At 71.3% G+C, this 21336-nt stretch carries 18 protein-coding genes; 6 read left to right on the top strand and 12 right to left on the bottom strand.

Annotated features, from left to right (window positions below):
• The first annotated feature begins 78 nt into the window (after nucleotides 1-78).
• Nucleotides 79-1209, top strand: coding sequence for a dipeptidase (locus ACZ7G3_RS16375; RefSeq protein WP_470926178.1), 1131 nt, complete (start codon nucleotides 79-81; stop codon nucleotides 1207-1209).
• Between the two features lie 59 nt (nucleotides 1210-1268).
• Here ACZ7G3_RS16375 and ACZ7G3_RS16370 read toward each other — a convergent pair whose 3' ends face one another.
• Nucleotides 1269-1661 carry a VOC family protein gene (locus ACZ7G3_RS16370; protein ID WP_426556119.1) on the bottom strand — a complete coding sequence of 131 codons (393 nt, stop codon included), beginning with the start codon at nucleotides 1659-1661 and terminating at the stop codon, nucleotides 1269-1271.
• Between the two features lie 35 nt (nucleotides 1662-1696).
• Nucleotides 1697-2068 carry a VOC family protein gene (locus tag ACZ7G3_RS16365; RefSeq protein WP_426596528.1) on the bottom strand — a complete coding sequence of 124 codons (372 nt, stop codon included), beginning with the start codon at nucleotides 2066-2068 and terminating at the stop codon, nucleotides 1697-1699.
• A gap of 97 nt (nucleotides 2069-2165) precedes the next feature.
• Between ACZ7G3_RS16365 and ACZ7G3_RS16360 the strand changes: the two genes are divergently transcribed.
• Nucleotides 2166-2672, top strand: coding sequence for a CGNR zinc finger domain-containing protein (locus ACZ7G3_RS16360; protein WP_426596527.1), 507 nt, complete (start codon nucleotides 2166-2168; stop codon nucleotides 2670-2672).
• Nucleotides 2673-2784: 112 nt separating this feature from the next.
• Here the strand turns inward: ACZ7G3_RS16360 and ACZ7G3_RS16355 are convergent, their stop codons facing one another.
• Nucleotides 2785-4128 (bottom strand): UDP-glucose dehydrogenase family protein, encoded by a 1344-nt coding sequence (locus tag ACZ7G3_RS16355; RefSeq protein ID WP_470926175.1) that lies wholly within the window; start codon nucleotides 4126-4128, stop codon nucleotides 2785-2787.
• 188 nt (nucleotides 4129-4316) lie between these two features.
• On the opposite strand from ACZ7G3_RS16355, the gene ACZ7G3_RS16350 reads away from it, so the two are divergent.
• Nucleotides 4317-5474 carry an acyl-CoA dehydrogenase gene (locus ACZ7G3_RS16350; RefSeq protein WP_470926173.1) on the top strand — a complete coding sequence of 386 codons (1158 nt, stop codon included), beginning with the start codon at nucleotides 4317-4319 and terminating at the stop codon, nucleotides 5472-5474.
• Between the two features lie 295 nt (nucleotides 5475-5769).
• On the opposite strand, the gene ACZ7G3_RS16345 is transcribed toward ACZ7G3_RS16350, so the two are convergent.
• Complete coding sequence (locus ACZ7G3_RS16345; protein WP_470926171.1) at nucleotides 5770-5973, bottom strand: DUF397 domain-containing protein; 204 nt, start codon at nucleotides 5971-5973, stop codon at nucleotides 5770-5772.
• A 138-nt stretch (nucleotides 5974-6111) separates the two neighbouring features.
• On the opposite strand from ACZ7G3_RS16345, the gene ACZ7G3_RS16340 reads away from it, so the two are divergent.
• Nucleotides 6112-6612: an ATP-binding protein gene (locus tag ACZ7G3_RS16340; RefSeq protein WP_470926169.1), complete on the top strand. Its 501-nt coding sequence runs from the start codon at nucleotides 6112-6114 to the stop codon at nucleotides 6610-6612.
• Here ACZ7G3_RS16340 and ACZ7G3_RS16335 read toward each other — a convergent pair.
• On the bottom strand, nucleotides 6513-7079 hold the full coding sequence (locus ACZ7G3_RS16335; protein ID WP_426596522.1) for an acyl-CoA thioesterase: 567 nt from the start codon (nucleotides 7077-7079) through the stop codon (nucleotides 6513-6515). The genes ACZ7G3_RS16340 and ACZ7G3_RS16335 overlap by 100 nt on opposite strands.
• A 117-nt stretch (nucleotides 7080-7196) precedes the next feature.
• On the opposite strand from ACZ7G3_RS16335, the gene ACZ7G3_RS16330 reads away from it, so the two are divergent.
• Nucleotides 7197-8489, top strand: a complete 1293-nt coding sequence (locus ACZ7G3_RS16330) for an LCP family protein (protein WP_426596521.1) — start codon at nucleotides 7197-7199, stop codon at nucleotides 8487-8489.
• Between the two features lie 13 nt (nucleotides 8490-8502).
• Here ACZ7G3_RS16330 and ACZ7G3_RS16325 read toward each other — a convergent pair whose 3' ends face one another.
• Nucleotides 8503-10008, bottom strand: coding sequence for an LCP family protein (locus ACZ7G3_RS16325; protein WP_470926166.1), 1506 nt, complete (start codon nucleotides 10006-10008; stop codon nucleotides 8503-8505).
• Between the two features lie 144 nt (nucleotides 10009-10152).
• On the opposite strand from ACZ7G3_RS16325, the gene ACZ7G3_RS16320 reads away from it, so the two are divergent.
• Complete coding sequence (locus ACZ7G3_RS16320; protein ID WP_470926164.1) at nucleotides 10153-11202, top strand: glycosyltransferase family 2 protein; 1050 nt, start codon at nucleotides 10153-10155, stop codon at nucleotides 11200-11202.
• A gap of 29 nt (nucleotides 11203-11231) precedes the next feature.
• Here ACZ7G3_RS16320 and ACZ7G3_RS16315 read toward each other — a convergent pair whose 3' ends face one another.
• From ACZ7G3_RS16315 to ACZ7G3_RS16290, 6 genes are all read right to left on the bottom strand, one after another.
• Nucleotides 11232-12857 carry an LCP family protein gene (locus ACZ7G3_RS16315; RefSeq protein WP_470926163.1) on the bottom strand — a complete coding sequence of 542 codons (1626 nt, stop codon included), beginning with the start codon at nucleotides 12855-12857 and terminating at the stop codon, nucleotides 11232-11234.
• Between the two features lie 77 nt (nucleotides 12858-12934).
• Nucleotides 12935-14686: an LCP family protein gene (locus ACZ7G3_RS16310; protein WP_470926162.1), complete on the bottom strand. Its 1752-nt coding sequence runs from the start codon at nucleotides 14684-14686 to the stop codon at nucleotides 12935-12937.
• A 205-nt stretch (nucleotides 14687-14891) separates the two neighbouring features.
• Nucleotides 14892-16652 carry an LCP family protein gene (locus ACZ7G3_RS16305; protein WP_470926161.1) on the bottom strand — a complete coding sequence of 587 codons (1761 nt, stop codon included), beginning with the start codon at nucleotides 16650-16652 and terminating at the stop codon, nucleotides 14892-14894.
• A 274-nt stretch (nucleotides 16653-16926) separates the two neighbouring features.
• A complete protein-coding gene (locus tag ACZ7G3_RS16300) occupies nucleotides 16927-18762 on the bottom strand; it encodes an LCP family protein (protein WP_426596515.1) in 1836 nt (611 codons plus the stop codon).
• Nucleotides 18763-19031: 269 nt separating this feature from the next.
• Nucleotides 19032-20267, bottom strand: a complete 1236-nt coding sequence (locus tag ACZ7G3_RS16295; protein ID WP_470926160.1) for an LCP family protein — start codon at nucleotides 20265-20267, stop codon at nucleotides 19032-19034.
• 290 nt (nucleotides 20268-20557) lie between these two features.
• On the bottom strand, nucleotides 20558-21322 hold the full coding sequence (locus ACZ7G3_RS16290) for a TIGR03089 family protein (protein ID WP_470926159.1): 765 nt from the start codon (nucleotides 21320-21322) through the stop codon (nucleotides 20558-20560).
• Between the last annotated feature and the right edge of the window lie 14 nt (nucleotides 21323-21336).

Here is a 21336-nt window from a genome sequence, read left to right as displayed (position 1 = left end):
AACGCCCCACCCACCAGGAAGCCGTTTCCGCTCCGTGCGACGGTGACCGTAACGCACGACGACCGTACGGAGCCCGCCATGGCAGACCTCCAGGACGACCTGCACACCCGCACCGACGCCGGCGGACTCGACGACCTGTCCGTGCCGCCTGCCGCGGTGGCGTTCCCGCCGGAGCCCTACGCGCCCGTCTCCGACCCCGAGGACGAGCCGCTGGCCCGGGCCCACGCCGTACTGGCCGCCCATCCCGTCGCCGACGGCTACAGCGGTCTGTCCCGCAGGCTCAAGCACCTGCCCTGGTACGACCTGGAGCTCGGCGAGAGCGTCGTCGACACCGATCTGCCGCGGCTGCGCGAGGGCAGGGTGGGCGCGCTGTTCTGGTCGCTGCACCTGCCCGAGGCCATCGACGGCGACCGGGCGGTGGGCGCGACCCTGGAGCAGCTGGACCTGGTCGAGACGGTCGTGCGCTCCCACCCGGACGGGCTTCGGCTGGCGTACGACGCGGGGCAGGCCATAGACGCCCGCAACTGCGGCCGGGTCGCCGTGCTGCCCGGCCCGGCCGGCGCCGCCGCGATCGGCGACTGCCTCGGCATCCTGCGTTCGCTGTACGCCCTCGGTCTGCGCGTGCTGACGCTGACCGGGGCGACCTGGGCGAGCGAGGCGGGCCTGACCCGGTTCGGCGAGGAGGTCGTCCGCGAGATGAACCGGCTCGGTGTCGTCGCCGACCTCTCCGGTGCCTGTGCCGAGACCATCCGCCGTACCTTCGCCGTCTCCAAGGCGCCGGTGCTGTGCACCCGCTCCGCCGCCCGCGCCCTGCGCCCGCACCCCGCCAACCTCCCCGACGACCTGCTCGTCGAGCTGGGCGAGGCCGGAGGCCTGTGCATGGTGCCGCTGACCGCCGAGCAGACCGGCCCGACCGTCCGGGACGTCGCCGACCACCTCGACCACGTCCGCACGGTGGCCGGCCCGCAGAGCGTCGGCCTGTCCGGCACCTACGACACCGGCATCGCCCACCCGCTGGAACTCGGCGACGCCTCCTGCTATCCGAGACTCATCGCCGAGCTGCTGCGACGCGGCTGGGACGAGTCGGACGTGGCCCTGCTGACCTGGGGAAACGTCCAGCGCGTCCTGCGGGGGGCGGCCTTCACCGCGCGGGCGGCGGCGCTGCGCCGGGAGCCGTCGACGGCGACGATCGCCGAGCTCGACGGCTAGCCGTAACGAGCGGGCCGTTACGAGCGGGCCGTTACGAGCGGGCCGTCACGAGCGGGCCGTCACGCGTGTTCGATCCGGCACAGGCAGAACGGATGCCCCGCCGGGTCGGCGTACACCATGAAGTCCTTCTTCTCCCGGTCCTCCAGGTCCAGCGGCCGGGCACCCAGCGCGAGCACCTTCTCGTGCGCCGCGTCCATCTCCTCCCACGTCGCCCCGCCGTCGAAGTCCAGGTGGAACTGCTGTGCGTTGCGATCGGCGCGCGGCCACTCCGGCGGGGTCAGGCCGGGTGCGCGCTGGAAGGCCAGCCGCGGCCCGCCGGGCACCTGGAGCACCACCCAGTCGGGGTCCTGCTCCTCGGGGGTGCCGCCGCCGACCCGCGCGTAGAAGCGGGCCAGCTCGCGGGGCTCCGGACAGTCGACGACGACGGAACGGAAACGTGCCACGGGTGCCATGGGGGAACCTCCGGTGTTGGCGGTCCGGTCCTTGCTCAACAGGCGCAGAGGCAGAACGGGTGCCCGGCCGGGTCCGCGTAAACCCGGAAGGACCGGGCCCGGTCCTCCGCGTCCAGCGGCCGCGCGCCCAGCTCCAGCACGGCCTTCTCCGCCGCGTCCAGGTCCTTCACGTCGAGGTCGAGGTGGAACTGCTGCGCTCCGTCCGGCCCGGGCCACTTCGGCGGTACGTACCCGGGGGAGCCCTGGAAGGCCAGCGTCCGCCCGCCGGGCAGGTTCAGGTCGACCCACTCGTACTGGTCGTCGCTCTTGTCCTCGACGGTGCCGCCGAGCACGTCGGCGTAGAAGCGGGCCAGTGCGCGGGGATCGGGACAGTCCAGGACGACGACGCCCAGTTCGGCGACAGCCATGACTTCCTCCTTGGGTCCACGGTCGCGGTTACCCGCAAGGCACGGGTAACCGGTAACGGTTACTGCATGCTGCCCCATTGGCGGTAACGTCGCAAGCATGAGTGAGAGATCGCCCGCGCCGGGAGGGCTGGAGCTGGTCCGGTCCCTGGTGAACACGCTGGACATCGAAACGGGCGCCGACACGCTGGACACGCCGGAGGGGCGGGCGCCCTTCGGCCTGACGGAGGACGACGTACCCGGGGCACGCGACCTGCGCGAGTCCCTGCGCGCCACCCTGCTCGCCCACGCCGGCCACCCACCGCACCGCGCGGTGACCCCGCTGGGCGAGCTGCTGGCCGGGGCCCCGCTGGTGGTGACGGTCGACACGGCCGACGGCTCCGCCGCCCTCGTCCCCGCCCGGGACGGCTCCCTGCCCGCCCGCGTCGCCGCCGCCGTCGCCGAGGCACTGGTCGCGGGCACCTGGACCCGGATGAAGGCGTGCGAGGCCGCCGACTGCCACTGGGCCTACTACGACCGCAGCCCGGCCGGACGCGGCCGCTGGTGCTCCATGCAGGTGTGCGGCGCCCGCGCCAAGATGCGGCGGTACCGCGCCAAGGGAGCGTGAACCACGCGGAGTCCACCGGCCGGCGCGCCGCACCGCGGTGCAGAATACGACGGACGCCGGTCCGGCCGACTGAGCCTCGGCCGAACCGGCGTCACCGTCCGTCGGACACGGGCTACGCGGTCGGCCGGCCCATCGCCCGGTACGTCCAGCCGGCCTTCCGCCAGACCTGGGGGTCCAGGGCGTTGCGCCCGTCGAGGATCACCCGGGCGGTCACGGCCTCGCCCAGCGCCTCCGGGTCCAGCTCGCGGAACTCCCGCCACTCCGTCAGGTGCAGGACGACGTCGGCACCCCGCACCGCCTCCAGTGCGGAGTCGGCGTACCCGAGCGTCGGGAACAGCCGCCGGGCGTTCTCCATGCCCTTGGGGTCGTACACCGTCACCTGGGCGCCCTGGAGGTGGACCTGCCCGGCGACGTTCAGCGCGGGCGAGTCCCGTACGTCGTCCGAGTCGGGCTTGAAGCTGGCGCCGAGCACCGCGACCCGCTTGCCCAGGAACGGGCCGCCGCCCAGCGCCTGCCGGGTCAGCTCCACCATCTGGCCGCGCTGGCGCATGTTGATCGAGTCGATCTCGCGCAGGAAGGTCAGCGCCTGGTCGGCGCCGAGCTCACCGGCGCGCGCCATGAACGCCCGGATGTCCTTCGGCAGACAGCCGCCGCCGAACCCGATCCCGGCCCGCAGGAACTTCTTCCCGATCCGGTCGTCGTACCCGATCGCCTCGGCCAGCTTGGCGACGTCGCCGTCCGCGGCCTCGCACACCTCCGCCATCGCGTTGATGAAGGAGATCTTGGTGGCGAGGAAGGAGTTCGCGGAGGTCTTCACCAGCTCCGCCGTCGGGAAGTCGGTGACGACGAACGGCGTCCCCTCCTCCACCGGCGTCGCGTACACCTCGCGCAGCAGCTTCTCGGCCCGCTCGCTGCGCACGCCGACCACGATCCGGTCGGGGTGCAGCGTGTCCTTGACGGCGAAGCCCTCGCGCAGGAACTCCGGGTTCCAGGCCAGCTCGGCGTCGGCACCGGCCGGGGCGTGCTCGGCGAGGTAGCGGGCCAGCCGGTCGGCGGAGCCCACGGGCACGGTCGACTTGCCGACCACGAGCGCGGGGCCGGTCAGGTGCGGCGCCAGTGAGGCCAGCGCGGAGTCGACGTACGACATGTCACAGGCGTACTCGCCGTGCTTCTGCGGCGTGTTCACGCACAGGAAGTGCACGTCGCCGAAGGCCGCTGCCTCCGCGAAGTCGGTGGTGAAGCGCAGCCGCCCGCTGGACCCCTCGATCCCCGCGACGTGCCCCCGCAACAGCTCCTCGAGCCCCGGCTCGTACATCGGGACCTGCCCCCGCTGGAGCATCTCGATCTTCTCGGGCACCACGTCCAGGCCCAGTACCTCGAAACCGAGCTCGGCCATGGCCGCCGCATGGGTCGCGCCGAGATAGCCGGTACCGATCACGGTGATCTTGAGGGCCATGGGTGCTCCAGAGGTGTACGGCAGGCGTGCGCGCCCGAGCATATCCGGGGCATGGGAAAGCGCCTCGACGGGCAGGTTTCCCGCTGTCGTCAAGCTCACCTATCCACCACCGTGGATGGAGCATAAAATTCGGAGTTACTTAACGGTAGTTAGCGTCAGCACCACAGTGTTTGGGAGCGTGAGAGACCTTGGCCGGATCGGCTGACTTCGACCTGTACCGCCCGCTGGAGGAGCACGACATGCTCCGGGACGCCGTCCGTTCCCTGGCCGAGGCGAAGATCGCGCCGCACGCCGCCGCGGTGGACGAGGAGGCCCGCTTCCCGCGGGAGGCCCTCGACGCGCTGACCGCGAACGACCTGCACGCGGTGCACGTCCCCGAGGAGTACGGCGGCGCGGGCGCCGACGCCCTCGCCACGGTGATCGTCATCGAGGAGGTCGCCCGCGTCTGCGCCAGCTCCTCCCTCATCCCGGCCGTGAACAAGCTCGGCTCCCTGCCGGTGATCCTCTCCGGCTCCGAGGCGCTGAAGAAGAAGTACATGACCCCGCTCGCCAAGGGCGACGGCATGTTCTCCTACTGCCTCTCCGAGCCCGACGCGGGCTCCGACGCGGCCGGCATGAAGACCAGGGCGGTCCGCGACGGCGACCACTGGATCCTGAACGGCGTCAAGCGCTGGATCACCAACGCGGGCGAGTCGGAGTTCTACACGGTGATGGCCGTCACCGACCCCGCCAAGCGCTCCAAGGGCATCTCCGCCTTCGTCGTCGAGAAGTCCGACGAGGGCGTCTCCTTCGGCGCCCCGGAGAAGAAGCTCGGCATCAAGGGCTCCCCGACCCGCGAGGTCTACCTCGACAACGTCCGCATCCCCGCCGACCGCATGATCGGCGAGGAGGGCACCGGCTTCGCCACGGCGATGAAGACGCTGGACCACACCCGCATCACCATCGCCGCCCAGGCCCTCGGCATCGCCCAGGGCGCCCTCGACTACGCCAAGGGCTACGTCCAGGAGCGCAAGCAGTTCGGCAAGCCCATCGCCGACTTCCAGGGCATCCAGTTCATGCTCGCCGACATGGCCATGAAGATCGAGGCCGCCCGCCAGCTGACGTACGCCGCCGCGGCCAAGTCCGAGCGCGGCGACAGCGACCTCACCTTCCAGGGCGCGGCGGCGAAGTGTTTCGCCTCCGACGTCGCGATGGAGGTCACCACGGACGCGGTCCAGCTCCTCGGCGGCTACGGCTACACCCGCGACTACCCGGTGGAGCGCATGATGCGCGACGCGAAGATCACGCAGATCTACGAGGGTACGAACCAGGTCCAGCGCATCGTGATGGCGCGCAACCTGCCGTAGGGCCCATGTGACACGGGCGCCGGCCCTGTCCCTCCGGGGACACCGCCGGCGCCGACCGCATCTCTGCGGGAGCGCGTCGCTGACCTACGGTCCCGTGCCCGGCGGTCAGCGGTGGCTCAGCCGGACGCTCCCGTGCCGCGGCCCGGGCGTCGGCGCAGGGGAGTCTGCGGCGCGAAGCGGCGGGGTGTTCCGCCGGGGCCTCGCGCATGACCGGGGTCCCGTCGTGTGGACAATTGGCCGTCGGTGTCCTTGGGGCGCTCGTATGAGCGCTTGGAGGACGATGTCCGGCGATCGTTCACGCTTTTCGGGAGGGTGCGGGCCTCCAGGGGTGCGCCGCGTACGAGGCGAAGCCCGCCCACGTGGCAGGCAGCAGAGTGAGCCGGGGGCCGCCCGGGTTCTTGGAGTCGCGGACCAGGACCGTGGTCGGCGTGGTGGCTATCTCGACACAGTTCGAGCCGTCGGGGCTGTAGGTGGACTTCCGCCAGTTGTGGTTTTGCATGGTGGGTTCCTTCACAGGTCCTGGATGCGGTGGTGGATGAAGTCGCGCGTCCTGGCAGGGTCCAGCGCGCAGGACCCCATGCGGTCCAGTACGGCGCGGTACTTGCTCAACTGCGCCTCGGCATCGAGAAATTCACGTATGACCGTACGGGCCGCCCTCGACGGGCACGGCAGGCATGAACTGGTGGACGACGTCGAGTTGTTGACGTCCGAGCTGGTCACCAACGCCTACCGGCACACCCGCGGACCCTGCTCGCTGCGGCTGACCGCGCTGGCCGACGGGCGGTTGCGGGTCGGCGTGTGGGACAGCCACCCGCACATCCCCGCGGCCTTCGCCGAACCGCCGGGCGGGACGGCAGAGCACACCGCTCCCGCCCCGCCCGGTGCGGGCGGTGGACGGGGGCTGCACCTCATGCGGGAGTACGCGCACTCGTGGGGCGGGTGGTCGCTCGGTGACGGCGGCCCGCTCGGACGCGGGGCCGGGAAGCTGCTCTGGTTCGAGGTGGGGGCCCTGACCCCCGCCTGCCCGCCCCCGGACGGTCAGTCCTCGTACCCCTCCGCCACCCGGCGTTCCCGCAGCTCCATGATCGCGCGGCGGCGGGCCAGGCGGTGGGTGCGGCGGATCTGGGCCTCCTGGTAGCGGCGCTTGTCCTTACCGGTCTCCGGGAGGACCGGCGGGACCGCGCGCGGCTTGCCGTCCGCGTCGACCGCCGCGAAGACCAGGTACGCCGAACCGACCTGGGTGGCCGGGGCGGACTCGTTCCAGCGTTCGGCCAGGACCCGGACGCCGACCTCCATGGAACTGCGGCCGGTCCAGTTGACCTGGGCCTTCACATGGACGAGGTCGCCCACGCGGACCGGCTCGAGGAACGCCATCTCGTCCATGGACGCGGTGACGGCGGGGCCGCCGGAATGCCGCCCGGCCACGGCGCCCGCCGCGTCGTCGACGAGCTTCATGATCACTCCGCCGTGCACCGTGCCCAGGAGGTTGGTGTCGCTGTGGGTCATGATGTGGCTGAGGGTGGTGCGGGAGGCCGAGGTCGGCTTGCCCGGGATCTCCGGAGTCGCCGACTGCGAGGTCGAGGCCTGTTCTGCCTGGTCTGTCATGGCCTCTACCTTATGCCGGGGCGACATCCCAGTGATTTGTGTCAGCTTCGCAACAGCGCTGACCTTATTTTCCGACGGCCCTTATGGGCCGTGGTGCGGACCTGCACACTGGTGCGCATGACTGATTGGCCCGAGGGACGGACCGGCGACAACCGAGGCGGCGGCTACGGACGCGGCAGCGCGAGCGCGCGGCCCGAGAGCGCCCGCGTGATGCGACAGGTCCGCCGCGGCCAGGCGCCGCCGCCCGGACCGGGCCCGGCGGCACCGCCGTACGGCGCCGGAGTCCCGCAGCAGCCGTCGTACGCCGACGGTCAGGGCCACGCGGGGCAGAACGCGTACGACAGCGGCTACAACACCGGCCAGGTCTACGGCAGCCCCGGCGGACGGGGCCCCGGCTCCGGCCCCGGTGGCCCCGGCGCGGGCCGGCCCGCGCCGGACTGGCGCCGCCGGATCAAGTGGACCGCGATCACGGTGGTGACCGCGCTGGTCGTGACCACCGTCGGCACCTACTTCTGGGCCGACTCCAAGCTCAACCGCGAGGTCGACCTGTCCAAGGTCATCGAGCGGCCGGAGGCCGGCGAGGGCACGAACTACCTGATCGTCGGCTCCGACAGCCGCGAGGGCATGACCGACGAGCAGAAGAAGGACCTGCACACCGGCTCCGCCGAGGGCAAGCGCACCGACTCGATGATGATCCTGCACACCGGGGACAACGGGTCGACGCTCATCTCGCTGCCCCGCGACTCGGACGTGGAGATCCCGAGCTTCGTCGGCTCCGAGTCCGGCAAGAAGTACGAGGCCACGGGCCGGCACGTGAAGCTGAACGCCGCGTACGCGGAGGACGGCCCCGAGCTGCTGGTGCGCACCATCGAGCACAACACCGGTCTGCGCCTGGACCACTACGTGGAGATCGGCTTCGCCGGCTTCGCGAACATCGTGGACGCGGTCGGCGGCGTCGAGATGGACATCCCGCAGGACATCAAGGACCCGAAGTCCGGCGCCGACCTCAAGAAGGGCAAGCAGACCCTGAACGGCGAGGACGCCCTCGCCTTCGTCCGCACCCGGTACGCGCTGGCCGGCTCCGACCTGGACCGGACGAAGAACCAGCAGAAGTTCCTGTCGGCGCTGGCGAGCCAGGTGGCCACGCCGTCGACCGTCCTCAACCCGTTCGCGCTGTACCCGACCATGGGCGCGGGCCTGGACTCCCTCATCGTCGACAAGGACATGGGCCTGTTCGACCTGGCCGGCATGTTCTGGGCGATGAAGAGCGTCAGCGGCGGCGACGGCACGTCGATGAACATGCCGGTCTCTGGCAGCGTCGGGTCCAACCTCAAGTGGGACGACGCCAAGGTGAAGAAGCTGGTGGAGCAGCTGAAGAACGACGAGAAGGTCACCGTCTCCGGCAACTGAGATCCGCGACGGGTCACCGCTTCCCACAGGCCACCTCGTCGCCGCGCACCACCGTGCCCGTCTCCTGCGGCGGGTCGGCCGGCTTCACCTCCACGACCCCCTCGAAGCCGGCGCCCGCGATCACCTTCAGCGTCGGGCCCTGACCCTCGACCGGCCGCAACTCGCTGCCGGGCAGGGCGGCGGCCAGGGACTTCGCCGAGAGGTCCCAGCGGGGGTCGAAGACGACGACGGTCCGCTCGGCCGCGTGACCGGTGGCGTTCCTGGGGGCCCGGGTGGTGCGGAACCCGGCCGCGGCCAGCGCGTCGTCCACCCGCTTGCCGAGTCCCGGCGTACGCGTGCCGTTCTCCACCTGGACCCGGACCTGCTCCGGGTCCACCGGGACCCGCACCGGCGCCGGACCCTCGGGCCTCGGCTTCGGCGCGGCCAGGCGCCGGTCCTCGCGCAGGGCGTCGAAGATCCGCTCGGACTCCACGGGGTCCCACTTCAGGGTCGAGCCGATGCCCTTGACGTCGTGGCCCGTCTCGGCGACGGGCACGGTGGTGAACTCGGACGAGGACGGCGAGAAGTTCCGCATCGCCCGCCCGAGCGTCAGCAGCTCGTCGGTGCCGAACCCCTTGTCCGCCCGTACCGAGCCGAGCACCGCCTGGATGACGTCGCGGAACCTGAGCGGGTTCAGCAGCAGCCCCGAGGAGGTCGCCCGGTCGATCAGGGCGGCCAGGAAGCGCTGCTGGCGCTTCATCCGGCTCAGGTCCGAGGCCCCGTCGAGGTGGCGTGCGCGGACGTACTGAAGCGCCTGCCCGCCCATCAGCCGGTGCGTGCCGGCCGGCAGGTCGAGCCCGGTGTAGCTGTCCCTCAGCGGCTGGGCCGTGCAGATCCGCACACCGCCCAGGACGTCCACCGTCTTCATGAAGCTGGTGAAGTCGACCTCCAGATAGTGGTCGATCTTCACGCGGGTCATGTTCTCGACGGTGCGGACGGTCAGCTGCGGACCCCCCTCGGCGTAGGCCGCGTTCAGCTTGAGGGGGTGCCCCTCGTGATGCTCGCCGGTGGTGCGGTCGGTGTGGTCGGGCGTCTCGGCGTACGAGTCGCGCGGCAGGCTGACCACGCTGGCGCGTTCCCGGTCCTCCGAGATGTGCACGATCATGATCGTGTCGGTGCAGTGGCAGGGGGCGCCGCCGAGACGGTACTCCTGCCGCTCCCGCTCGCTGATCCGGTCGCGGCCGTCGGTGCCGACCAGCAGGATGTTCATGCCGTCACCGGCCCGGGGCCGGTTCTTCATGTCCTTGAAGGCGTCGACCCGCGAGATGTCCGCGTCCAGGCCGGCGAGCACCGCGTGCCCGATCCCCGCGGAGGCGAGCACCACCACCGACAGTGCCGTCACCGCCCGCATGGCCCAGCGCGGCCTTCTCCGCCGTACGGGGGGACCGGGAGGGCGCCGGGACGAACCGGAGCCGCCGTGCTGCGGCGGCGGGCCGCCCCGGGGGGACGAGGCCGGGACCCGGGGGGAGCGGGGCGGCATGGGCAAAGGACACCTCCGCGAGGACGGGGCCGTGCGGCCGGACGTGCGATCCGTGAGCACCGTAGGCCCATACGATCTGCTGCCCGGGGCCGTGACCCCCGCGGCGCGCGCCCGTGTCCCCCGTTCGCGGTAACGTGAGCACCGATGAACGCCAAGTCCGACGTGCGGCTGCCCGCCGTTTCCGTGATCATGCCCGTCCTCAACGAGGAACGGCATCTGCGCGGCTCCGTCCGCGCCATCCTCGCCCAGGAGTACGCCGGCGAGATGGAGGTCGTGATCGCCCTCGGTCCCTCCGCGGACCGTACGGACGAGATCGCCGCCGAGCTCGTCGCCGAGGATCCGCGCGTGCACACCGTGCCGAACCCCACCGGCCGTACGCCCGCCGCGCTGAACGCCGCGATCAAGGCCTCCCGCCATCCGGTCGTCGTCCGCGTCGACGGCCACGGCATGCTCTCGCCGAACTACATCGCCACGGCCGTACGGCTCCTCGAGGAGACCGGCGCGCAGAACGTCGGCGGCATCATGCACGCCGAGGGCGAGAACGCGTGGGAGGACGCCGTCGCCGCCGCGATGACGTCGAAGATCGGCGTGGGCAACGCAGCCTTCCACACGGGCGGCGAGGCCGCCCCGGCCGAGACGGTGTACCTGGGTGTCTTCCGCCGCGAGGCGCTGGAGCAGCAGGGCGGGTACAACGAGGAGTTCATCCGCGCCCAGGACTGGGAGCTGAACTTCCGTATCCGCGAGGCCGGCGGTCTGATCTGGTTCTCGCCCGAGCTGCGGGTCTCCTACCGGCCCCGCCCGTCCGTGCGGGCGCTGGCCAAGCAGTACAAGGACTACGGCCGCTGGCGGCACGTCGTCGCCCGGTACCACTCCGGCTCCATCAACCTGCGCTACCTCGCCCCGCCGACGGCCGTGTGCGCCATCGCCGCCGGTGTCGTGGTGGGTGCGGTGCTGACCCCGTGGGGCTTCGTCGTACCCGGTGGTTACCTGGCGGCCATCGTCGCCGGGTCCCTGCCGGCCGGGAAGGGGCTCGGGCTGAAGGCGCGGGCGCAGATCCCGGTGGCGCTGGCGACCATGCACATGTCGTGGGGCTGGGGCTTCCTGACCAGCCCGCGGTCGCTGGCCAAGCGGGTCATCGCCTCCCGGCGCCCGGCCGTGCGGCCCGACACGGACGCCGCCGCCGGAACCCGGTGACGGACGCCGCCGGAACCCGGTGACGCCGCTCAGGACCAGGTGAACGCCGGGTTCACGTGCATGCAGGCGCCGTCGTCCGCGCCGTTGAGGGCCTCGGCCGACTCCGGGGCCTTGTCGTCCGCCGCGGGCGCCTGGTACGCCGTGCCCTCGCGCCAGTCGGCGCCGACGATCAGCGTGACCCCCGAGACGTCGGTCGACCGCCGCACCGAACTCGCCGGGATCCCCAGCGACTCGGCCACACGCCGCGCGTCGCCCTCCAGGTCGGTGCTCGGGTAGCGGACGACCGTGAGGTCCTCGCTGGGCAGCACCGAGGGGTCGGTGACCGCCTTCGTGAAGCCCTGCTCCACCAGCAGTCCGGCGACCGTGTCCGCGCGTCCGCGGGCCGCGCCGAGCCGGTCGGTGCGGGTGCCGTTGCGGACCTGGACCGCTATCTCGCCGTCGGCGGCGGCCGGGTCGTCCGGGACCTCCGGCTTCTTGTCGGCCGGCTTCTTCTTCTCGTCCTTGCCGTCCAGCGCGATGTCCTCCCGCACCAGCCGGAACAACCGCTCCGCGTCCTCGGTCGGTTCCACGCGGGCGCCCACGTACCGGTTGGGCATCGTGGTCATGGTGATGCGCTCCGGCTTCACCTTGCGCAGCTCGTTGCTGAGGTCGTACAGCTTCTTGACGGTGTCGAGGCCCGGGTCGACCGTGAGCGCCCCGGTGGCCTCCTCGGCCAGCCTGCGCAGCTTGTTCGGGCTGCTCAGGGTCGCGTTCTCGCGCAGCGTCCGGACCATCGAGTTCAGGTACATGTGCTGGGCCTCGGCCCGCGCCAGGTCGCTGCCGTCGTCGAAGCCGTAGCGGGTGCGCAGCCACTGCAGGGCCTGCTCGCCCTTGACCGGGTGCGTCCCCTTCTCCAGCTTCAGGCCGGAGCCGTGGCCCTGGCTGTCGCGCGAGTGGATGTTGGCGTCCACACAGACCGGGACGCCGCCGACGGCGTCCGCCATCGACACCACGCCCGCGAAGTCGACCATCACGAAGTGGTCGATGTGGATGCCGGTGAGCTCCTGCCAGGTGGCGACCGTGCAGCCGGGGCCGCCGTGCCCGAGGCTCTGGTTGGTCATCGTCCGGCCCTCGCTCGCCGGGTAGACCTTCCCGTCGTCCGGGTCGGTGCACTTGGGGATCTTCACGAGGGTGTCGCGGGGCATGCTGACGACCGACATGTTGCTGCGGTCGGCGGACAGGTGCACCAGCATCTGCACGTCCGCCAGCGGTGTGGCGCCGAACGTCTCGCGGGCGCCGCCGAGTTGCTGGTTCTCCTCGCTGTCCCGGGCGTCCGAGCCGATGACGAGGATGTTCAGCGGGGTCTGCCCGGCCGCGTTCGGCGTCGGCGCGGCGACCTTGTTGTCGCCCAGGTTCAGGGCGTCCTTCCTGATGTTGTCGTTGAGGCGCTCGTAGTAGAGGTATCCGGCACCGGCCGTGCCCGCCAGGAGCACGGCGAGTGTCACCGCGGTCCAGCGCAGCACCCGGCGTCCCCTGCGGGGCCGGCGTCTGCCGGCTTCGGCACCGCCGTCGCCGTCACCGGTGCCCTCCGCGCCGCCGACGGCGGTCTCCGCACGCTCGGGGGCGTCCGATGCGCCCTGCCGCGTGTCCTCCCCCTGCACACTGCTCCGCGTCACGTCCGCGTCCCTCCCCACCCCCGCGCCACGGCGCGGGCCCGTCGCCTGCCTGTGAGACGTACGACAGGCCCGTCAGGTCAACTGGCGCACTGCACCTGGTCCGCCGTGGACTTGTCCAGCTCCGGCGTCTTGATCGATTTGGCGTTGAGTTTGACTCCGGCGCCCTTGAAGTCCTTGCCGAGGGTGAGGGTCATGGTGGGCAGGCCCTGGGCGTTGGTGACGCTCTCGCCGGGTTTCATGGCGGCGCCGGACAGGCCGAGGATCTCGGCGAGGGCGCGGGCCTGGTCGGCCTGGTCGGGGGCGTATTCGAGGGTGGTCCTGGCGATGTCCGCGGGGGCGTTCCCGGCGTTCTCGGACTTGGTGACGCCGGCCTCGGTCTGGAGGTAGGTCAGCTCCTTGCCCGCGCTGCCGCTGGGGGCGCCGCCGTTGAGGACGCGGACGCGTACCTCGGAGGGGTCGGACTTCTCGCCCTGGAGGCGGGCGGCGACGGCCGCGGCCTCCTTCTTCTCCTGCTCCTTGACCTCGGTGAAGGAGATGTCGTTCTTGATCATGTCGAAGACCTGGGGCGCCTCCGTCTCCAGGGGGACGACCGTCGCCTTGATCTTCTCGGCGGGATTGTCCTTCACCGGCACCGTGAGGAACGTGATGTTCTTCGTCGGCACCTTCTTCAGCTCCAGGGCGATGTCCTTGAGCGTGCCCACGTTGCCGATGGGCTTGTCCACGGTCAGGGCCTTGGTCGCGGCCTCGGCCAGCTTCACCAGCTTGGTGGGGCTGGTCAGGGTGTCGCTGGAGGACATCTTCCGCATGAGCGAGCCCAGGAACTGCTGCTGCACCTTGATGCGGTCCAGGTCGCCCTCGTTGCCGAAGGCGTGCCGGGTGCGGACGAAGGCGAGTGCGTCCTCGCCCTCGACCACGGACTTGCCCGCGGGCAGCTTGAGTTTGGACTTCTTGTCGTCGACGGCCTTCTCCACGCAGACCTCGACCCCGTCGACCGCGGTGGTCAGCGTCTTGACCGCGTTGAAGTCGGCCATCATGAAGTGGTCCGGCTGGATACCGGTCGCTTCCTTCACCGTGCGCATGGTGCAGCCCGCGTTCCGGCCGCCCTCGCCGAGGCTCTTGTTGAAGCGGACGTCCTGTTCCCCGGGGACGACCGTCTTCGTTCCGTCCTCCTGCGTGGTCTCGCAGTCGGGGATGTCGACGATCAGGTCCCGGGGAATGCTGAGCGCGGTGGCGTTGGAGCGGTCCTTGGCCACGTGCAGGAGGATCGTGGTGTCGGCGTGCCCGACGCTGCCCGCGTCGCCGTAGCCCTCGTTGCCGGCGCCGGTGCGCTTGTCGGTGCCGATGACGAGGATGTTGAAGGCCTCGTCCTTCTTGAAGCTGCTGCTGCCGGCGTTGCCGACGTCCGTGGTCGAGACGTTCCCCTCGAGGTGCTTGAGGTAGGCGTAGCCGCCGGCAGCGGCCGCCAGGACGATGAACGCCGTGCTGCCGCCGGCCCACAGCAGGACCTTCTTGCCCTTCGACTTCTTCTTCTCCGGCCGCCGCCCGCGCCGGCCGGGCACCGGCTCCTCGGGCGTGGGACGGCGCCGTCGCTGGGGCGGGACCTCGCGGCCGGGCGCGGCCGTACGACGTGCCCGGCCGGCGGTGCCGCCGTCGGCGGCGGAGGCGTCCGTGGCGCCGGCGGCGCGGGGGGCGGACCGGCGGGGGCCCGGGACAGCCGACTGCGGTGCGGAAGGGGACAGTCGCAGTTCGTATTCACCGGTGCGCGGATTCAGTACCCACTGGTCTGCGGGATCGACGTTGTCTGCCCGCCCACGTCCTTGCGCGTCCACGGTCTCCCATTCCTCCGGCGGGGGCCACGCGGCACCTTCCCCGGAAGGCGCACGGTAAAGGGTCATCAAGTGCACGACGCCAGGGCGGACCTCGCGGCGGGGGCACTGGAGCGCTCACACTATCGGCCCAGTTCAGCGTCGAACGACACTGGTGACAAATTCGACGCCCCTACAACAGGGCAATCCCTCCTATTTTCATGAGTTCCTACCATCGGTAGGGCTTGTACACATCCATGCACTTACCGGTGTCCGACCCGTTGAGGGCGTCGCTGTTGTCCGGCAGGTCTCCGGCCTCGGGCGTCTTCTGCTTCGGGTAGGACGTGCCCGAGCGCCAGTCCGCTCCCACGACGAGCGTGATCCCGGACACGTCCGTCGACTTCCGCACCGCACTCGCCGGAATTCCCAGCACCTCGGCGACGCGCCGGGCGTCGCCCGCCAGCTCCGCGTTCGGGTAGCGGACCACGGTCCTTTCCTCGGAGAGCGCGGCCGAGGCGTCCTTCGTCGCCTTGTCGAAACCCTTCTCCACCAGCGCCTGGGCGAGCGCGCCCGCACGGCCACCGACCGGGCCGAGGGTGGCGGAGCGGGTGGCGTTCTGGACGAGGACGCCGATCTCGGAGTCGGCGGCGGGGGAGTCCCCGGAAGGCTTTCGGCCGGTGTCCTTTCCGGTCTCCTCGCCCGTGCCCTTTCCGGCGTTCTCCCCGGCGTCCTTTCCTGCGTCCTTTCCGGCGTCCTCACCGGAGGCGGAGTCCTTGGCGCCCTTGTCGTCGAAGGACACGTCGTCGCGGAGCATCGCCCACATCTTCTCCGCGTCGGCGCCCGCCTGGAGCAGGTGGTTCGCGTTCCGGGGGTCCTGGACGGTGGGTATCGTCGTCATGGTGATGCGGTCCGTCGGCACCGTCTTGAGCTGCATGCCCAGGTCGTAGAGCTTCTTGACCGTGCCGATCTCCTCGGAGACCGTCAGGGACTTCGTGGCCGCCTCGGCCAGGTCCATCAGCCTGCCCGTGTCGGTGAAGACGTTCTGCCCCTTCAGGGTGCGGATCATGGAGTTCATGTACATGTGCTGAGCCTGGGCCCGCAGCACGTCACTGCCCCAGGCGTGCCGGGTGCGCAGCCACTGGAGGGCCTGTTCGCCCTGCACCTTGTGCGGGCCGGCCGTCATCTTCAGGCCCGAGCCGCCGGGCACGCGGGGCAGCGGACGGTCCCACACGTTCTGGTTCACGCAGACCTCGACCCCGCCGACGGCGTCCGCCATCGACACCACGCCCGCGAAGTCGATCGTCATCCAGTGGTCGATGTAGACCCCGGTGAGGTTCTCCCAGGTGGCCAGGGTGCAGCCGGCGCCGCCGCGGCCCAGCGACTCGTTGATGATCGTGTTGGCCGCCGGGTACTTCTCGCCGCTGTCCGGGTCGGTGCACTCGGGGATGTCGACCCGGGTGTCGCGCGGGATGCTGACCACCGCGGCGCTCTTGCGGTCCGCGGCCAGGTGGATGAGCATCTGCACGTCGCCCAGCGGCGGGTTGTCGCGCGTGTCCTTGCCGCCGCCCAGCGCCACGTTCGCGTCGGAGGCGCGGCTGTCGGAGCCGATCAGCAGGATGTTCAAGGGGGTCTGTCCGGCCGCGTTCGGCTCGGCCCGGTGCGCCTTGGAGTCGCCGCTGCTGCGCTCGCCCTTCTCGATGTTGCCGTTCAGGTGCTCGTAGTAGAGGTATCCGGCGCCGGCCGTGCCGAGTATCAGAACCGCGAGGGTCGTCGCGGACCACCGGAGTGCGCGGTGCCGGCGTCCGGCGCGCCGCCGTCCGGACCGCCCGCCGTCCCCGCCCCCGCCCCCGGGGCCGTCCTGTCCGCCCGTGCCCGTGCCGCCGCCGTCCGGAGCGCCCCTGCTGCCTTCCCTGCCGCCTCTGCCGCCCCGGGCGTGCCGGACGGCGGCGCCCGGTCGTGTTCCCTCCCCGTGCACACTGCTCTGCGTCATGTCCCTCTCCCACCCTCGGGCCCGCCGACGTGCCCCTGCGCACGACCTGTTCGCACAGTTGGACGTACGGGGCCCCTCGTTGGCTGTACGGCCGTCCCCACGGGTTGCTCCCGTCCCGGCAGTGACCGGCCGCACCACTGGACGGCCGCACCACTGGACGGGCGTACCGATGGACGGCCGCACCACTGGACGGGCGTACCGATGGGCGGCCGCACTCATGGGCGGCCGCACCGACGGACGGTCGTACTGTCAGACGCGCGCGGGGCCCGTCAGGTCACTTCGCGCACTCGACCTTGTCGGCCGTGGACTTCTGAACCTCCTTGGGCGCCTTCCCGGAGGTGGCGTTGAGTTTGACTCCGGCGCCCTTGAAGTCCTTGCCGAGGGTGAGGGTCATGGTGGGCAGGCCCTGGGCGTTGGTGACGCTCTCGCCGGGTTTCATGGCGGCGCCGGACAGGCCGAGGATCTCGGCGAGGGCGCGGGCCTGGTCGGCCTGGTCGGGGGCGTATTCGAGGGTGGTCCTGGCGATGTCCGCGGGGGCGTTGCCCCCGTTCTCGGACTTGGTGACGCCGGCCTCGGTCTGGAGGTACTGAAGCTCCCGCTGGGCGCTGCCGCTGGCGGCGCCGCCGTTGAGGACGCGGACGCGGACCTCGGAGGGGTCGGACTTCTCGCCCTTGAGGCGGGCGGCGACGGCGGCGGCCTCCTTCTGCTGCTGCTGCTTCTCCTTCTGCTTGACCTCGGTGAAGGAGACGTCGTTCTTGATCATGTCGAAGACCTGCTGGGCGGGCCCGTCCTGGAGGACGACGGTCACCGGGATCTTCTCGGCCGGGTTGTCCCTCACCGGCACCGTGGCGAAGGTCAGGTTCTTGGTGTTGAGCTTGCCCAGCTCCAGCCCGAGGTCCTTCAGCTTGCTGATGTCGTCCAGCTTGGAGTCGACGGTGAGTGCCTCGGTCGCGGCCTCGGCCAGGTTCAGCATCTTCGACGGGCTGGTGAGCGTGTCGTTGGACTTGAGCTTGCGCATCAGCGCGCTGAGGAACTGCTGCTGGATTTCGATGCGGCTCAGGTCGCCGCCGAAGCCCACGGAGTGCCGGGTGCGTACGAAGGCCAGCGCGTCCTCGCCCTCGATCGTGTGCTTGCCCTTGGGCAGATCCAGGTGCGAGTCGGGGTCGTTGATGTCCTTCGCCAGGCACACCTCGACGCCTTCGACCGCCGTCGTGAGCGTCTTGACCGCGTTGAAGTCGGCCACCATGAAGTTGTCGGCCGTGATCCCGGTCAGCTCGGTGACGGTCCGCATGGTGCAGCTGGGCGTACGGCCGTCCTGGCCGAGGCTGTTGTTGAAACGGACGCCGGTGGAGCCCTGGATGACCTTCGTCGTCCCGTCCTCCTGCGTGGTCGGGCAGTCGGGGATGTCGACTATCAGGTCGCGGGGGATGCTGAGGGCGGTGGCGTTGGAGCGGTCCTTCGACACGTGCAGGAGGATCGTGGTGTCGGCGTGGCCGGCGCTGCCCGTGTCGCCGTACCCCTCGTTGCCGGCGCCGGTGCGCTTGTCGGTGCCGATCAGCAGGATGTTGATCGCCTTGTCCTTCTGGAAGCCACCGGTGCTCGCGCCGTCGTCGGCGACGGACTTGATGTTGCCGTTGAGGTGCTGCAGGTAGAGGTAGCCGGCCGTGCCGGCGGCGAGGACGACGAACGCCATGATGCCGCCGGTCCACAGCAGGACCTTCTTGCCCTTCGACTTCTTCTGCGCCGGCCGCCGTCGCCCGCGCCGCCCGGGTGGCGGCTCCTCGGGTGCCGCACGGCGTCTGCGGGGAGGGGGTACCTCATGGCCGGGGGTCGCCGAAGCCTGTGCGCCGCGGTCGCGCGATCCGCCGGGCGGGCCGGATCCGCCGGGCTCACGTGAATCACGGGAACCAGGTGAATCACGGGAGCCACGGGAATCGCGGGAACCACGGGAATCGCGGGTTCCGCCGGATGCGGCACCCCGGGGCCGCGGGACCGACGATTGCGGTGCGGAAGGGGTCAGTCGCAATTCGTATTCGCCGGTCTCCGGATTGAGTACCCATTGGTCTGCGGGGTCGATGCCGTCCGCCCGCCCACGGCCTTGCGCGTCCACGGTTGTCCGAGTCCTCCGTCGGTGCCACGCGGCGCCTTCCCCTCCCGGCGCCCGGTCCAGCTCATTCGGCGCCCGGCCGCGGGCAGAGCCTCGTGGCCGGGCACACCGGATCGCTCACACTAACCGCCCTGTTCGGTACAGGGCGACAAAAGTGATGCATTTAATCGAACTTACAACTGGGCAATACGGCGCATTCATTGGAGAAGTGACCCCTCCGACGCGCCCGCCCCGCACATGACTTGTACACCCAGCGCCGTCCGGAACGCGTATTACCCGCAGATGTCCTTCGCGGCGGTGTTCCCGCTGAACGTCGGCGCCGGAGAATCTCCGGGGCCGGGATCACGGGGGTTTCCGGAACCGGTCGCCGTATCCCGCCCGGCGGTCGCGGCGACCGCCACGGGCTCGTCCGTCCGCAGGCGGGTGAAGAGCTTCCCGGCGTCGGGCTCCACGAGTTGGTCGCGATTGGGGTCGCCCGCGTACGACTCCCTGGGGACGGTCAGGAATTGCACGCGCTCGGTGGGAATGCCGCCCAGTCCGCGCACGAGGTCGTACAGACCACGCAGACTCGCCAGGTCCGGATCGGTCGTGAGGGAGGACGTGGCCGCATCCAGGACGGGGTACAGCTTCACCGGATTCAGCAGTACGTCATCGCTCCGCACCTTGTTGACGAGCGCCCCCAGGAACCGCTGCTGCCGGTCCATCCGGTCGGTGTCGCTGCCGTCTCCGAGCGACTTGCGGGCGCGGACGTAGCCGAGCGCCTGCTCCCCGTCGAGCGTCACCCGGCCCGCGGGCAGCTTCAGCTCGGCGTCCTTGTCGTCGACCGGTTCGCGCAGGCACACCTCGACGCCGTCGAGCGCGTCGACCATCTCCTTGAAGCCCTGGAAGTCGACGACGACGTGGTGGTCGATCCGGATGCCGGTCAGCTTCTCCAGCGTGCGGATCGTGCACGCCGAACCACCCGCCTCGAAGGTGTAGTTGAACTGCGCGAACACCGGCTCGGTGCGTGACCCGTCGGGCCGGCGGCAGCCGGGCACCTCCACCATCAGGTCGCGGGGGAGGGAGACGGCGGTGGCACTGTCCCGGTCCGCGGCCAGATGCAGCAGGATCATGGTGTCCGACCGGGCGGTCCCGGAGTCCCGCCCGTAGCGCGCGTTGCCGTCACCGGACCGCGAGTCGGACCCGATCACCAGTACGTTCCGCGCGCCGCGGACCAGTGCGGTGGGCCGCTCCTCCTCGTACCGGGCGAGCTCGGCCGCCGCCGCCTCGTCCGCCGTGATGTTGCCGTCCAGCCTGGTGTACACCGTCCACCCGACGCCCAGGGCAGCCACGGCCAGCACGGTGACGGCGATCCCCGAACACCCCAGCCGCCGCCTCCGACGCCGCCGCCTCAGCCCGCCCCCGGTCGCGGAAGCCCCCGCGCCGGTTCCGGGCCCACCGAGGGGCGTGCCCGCGTCGTCACCGCTCACGTCTCCCTCCGTCCCGCACACGTGCGCTCCTACGACCATGCCCCGAGCGGGCGCCGGGGGCGGAGCGGGACTGACCCGAACGGGGGTGCGCCGGTCCGGCCGCGGCGAGCGGTCGGCTTCGGGGGACGGAAGGGTCGACTCGGGGGCGGAGTGGTCGGTTTCCGGGCTTCAGGGACGCAGGGGTCGGCTTCAGGGACGGAACGGCCGGCTTCAGGGACGCAGGGGTCGGCTTCAGGGACGGAACGGCCGGCTTCAGGGACGCAGGGGTCGGCTTCCGGGACGCAGCGGTCGGCTTCCGGGACGGAACGGTCGGCTTCCGGGGCGGGCGGTCAACGAGCCGTGGCCGACACCCTCTCCGCCTCGATCCGCCGGTCCACGGCCCCCGCTTCCGCCTGCTCCAGATGCCGGCACAACACCACCGACCCCCCACTGGCCAACGGCGCGTACAGCCCCGCGCTCAGCCCCTCCCACGTGTCGTACGGCAACCCCGACAGGATCCGCGCACCCGGCCCCGTGAGGCCCAGCCCCGACGCCTGGGCCCGGGCCCGCTCCACGACCTCCGCCCCGCTGAACTCCCGCCCGGCCACGATCAGCGCGGGTGCCTCCGGGTCCACCGGCACGTACGGCACGAACCGGTCGCCCTGCCCCGGCGCCTCCACCGCGTAGTCGGCGAAGCCCTCCGGCGGACGCGGCACGAACCGCCCCCCGAGCGGCCGCAGCGCCAGCGCGACCCGCGCGCCCGAGCACGCCCGCGCCGCCTCCAGCGTCTCCGGCTCCGGCCCGCTCACCACCACGTCGGCCGCCGCCGGATCACCCGCCACGTCGGCGACGACACCCACCGACGCGCACGCCAGCAGCCACACCGCCGTCTGCCAGTGCGCGGGCAGCAGCAGAGCGACCCGGTCGCCGGGTTCGACGGACAGTTCGTCCTGGAGCAGATTCGCGGTCTTGGCCACCCAATTGGCGAAGGTGGCCACGGACAGTTCGACGCGTTCGCCGGTGGCGTCGTCGTAGAAGGTCACCAGGGGGCGTCCCGGGTCCGCGGCGAGCGCGGAACTCAGCAGGTCGGCAGGGGTGCGGTCGGTCGCGTTCACCCGCGCAAGCGTAC

The sequence above is a fragment of the Streptomyces sp. NPDC037271 genome (assembly GCF_055603605.1).
This window is presented reverse-complemented; position numbering and strand designations above follow the sequence as displayed.

What these genes read in the sequence shown, in the direction of transcription:
- ACZ7G3_RS16325 (WP_470926166.1), bottom strand. Translation starts at nt 10,008, where the DNA reads ATGCCGCCCCGCTCCCCCCGGGTCCCGGCCTCGTCCCCCCGGGGCGGC.
- ACZ7G3_RS16345 (WP_470926171.1), bottom strand. Translation starts at nt 5,973, where the DNA reads ATGCAAAACCACAACTGGCGGAAGTCCACCTACAGCCCCGACGGCTCG.
- ACZ7G3_RS16305 (WP_470926161.1), bottom strand. Translation starts at nt 16,652, where the DNA reads ATGACGCAGAGCAGTGTGCACGGGGAGGGAACACGACCGGGCGCCGCC.
- ACZ7G3_RS16360 (WP_426596527.1), top strand. Translation starts at nt 2,166, where the DNA reads ATGAGTGAGAGATCGCCCGCGCCGGGAGGGCTGGAGCTGGTCCGGTCC.
- ACZ7G3_RS16365 (WP_426596528.1), bottom strand. Translation starts at nt 2,068, where the DNA reads ATGGCTGTCGCCGAACTGGGCGTCGTCGTCCTGGACTGTCCCGATCCC.
- ACZ7G3_RS16370 (WP_426556119.1), bottom strand. Translation starts at nt 1,661, where the DNA reads ATGGCACCCGTGGCACGTTTCCGTTCCGTCGTCGTCGACTGTCCGGAG.
- ACZ7G3_RS16375 (WP_470926178.1), top strand. Translation starts at nt 79, where the DNA reads ATGGCAGACCTCCAGGACGACCTGCACACCCGCACCGACGCCGGCGGA.
- ACZ7G3_RS16355 (WP_470926175.1), bottom strand. Translation starts at nt 4,128, where the DNA reads ATGGCCCTCAAGATCACCGTGATCGGTACCGGCTATCTCGGCGCGACC.
- ACZ7G3_RS16335 (WP_426596522.1), bottom strand. Translation starts at nt 7,079, where the DNA reads ATGACAGACCAGGCAGAACAGGCCTCGACCTCGCAGTCGGCGACTCCG.
- ACZ7G3_RS16320 (WP_470926164.1), top strand. Translation starts at nt 10,153, where the DNA reads ATGAACGCCAAGTCCGACGTGCGGCTGCCCGCCGTTTCCGTGATCATG.
- ACZ7G3_RS16340 (WP_470926169.1), top strand. Translation starts at nt 6,112, where the DNA reads ATGACCGTACGGGCCGCCCTCGACGGGCACGGCAGGCATGAACTGGTG.
- ACZ7G3_RS16295 (WP_470926160.1), bottom strand. Translation starts at nt 20,267, where the DNA reads ATGGTCGTAGGAGCGCACGTGTGCGGGACGGAGGGAGACGTGAGCGGT.
- ACZ7G3_RS16330 (WP_426596521.1), top strand. Translation starts at nt 7,197, where the DNA reads ATGACTGATTGGCCCGAGGGACGGACCGGCGACAACCGAGGCGGCGGC.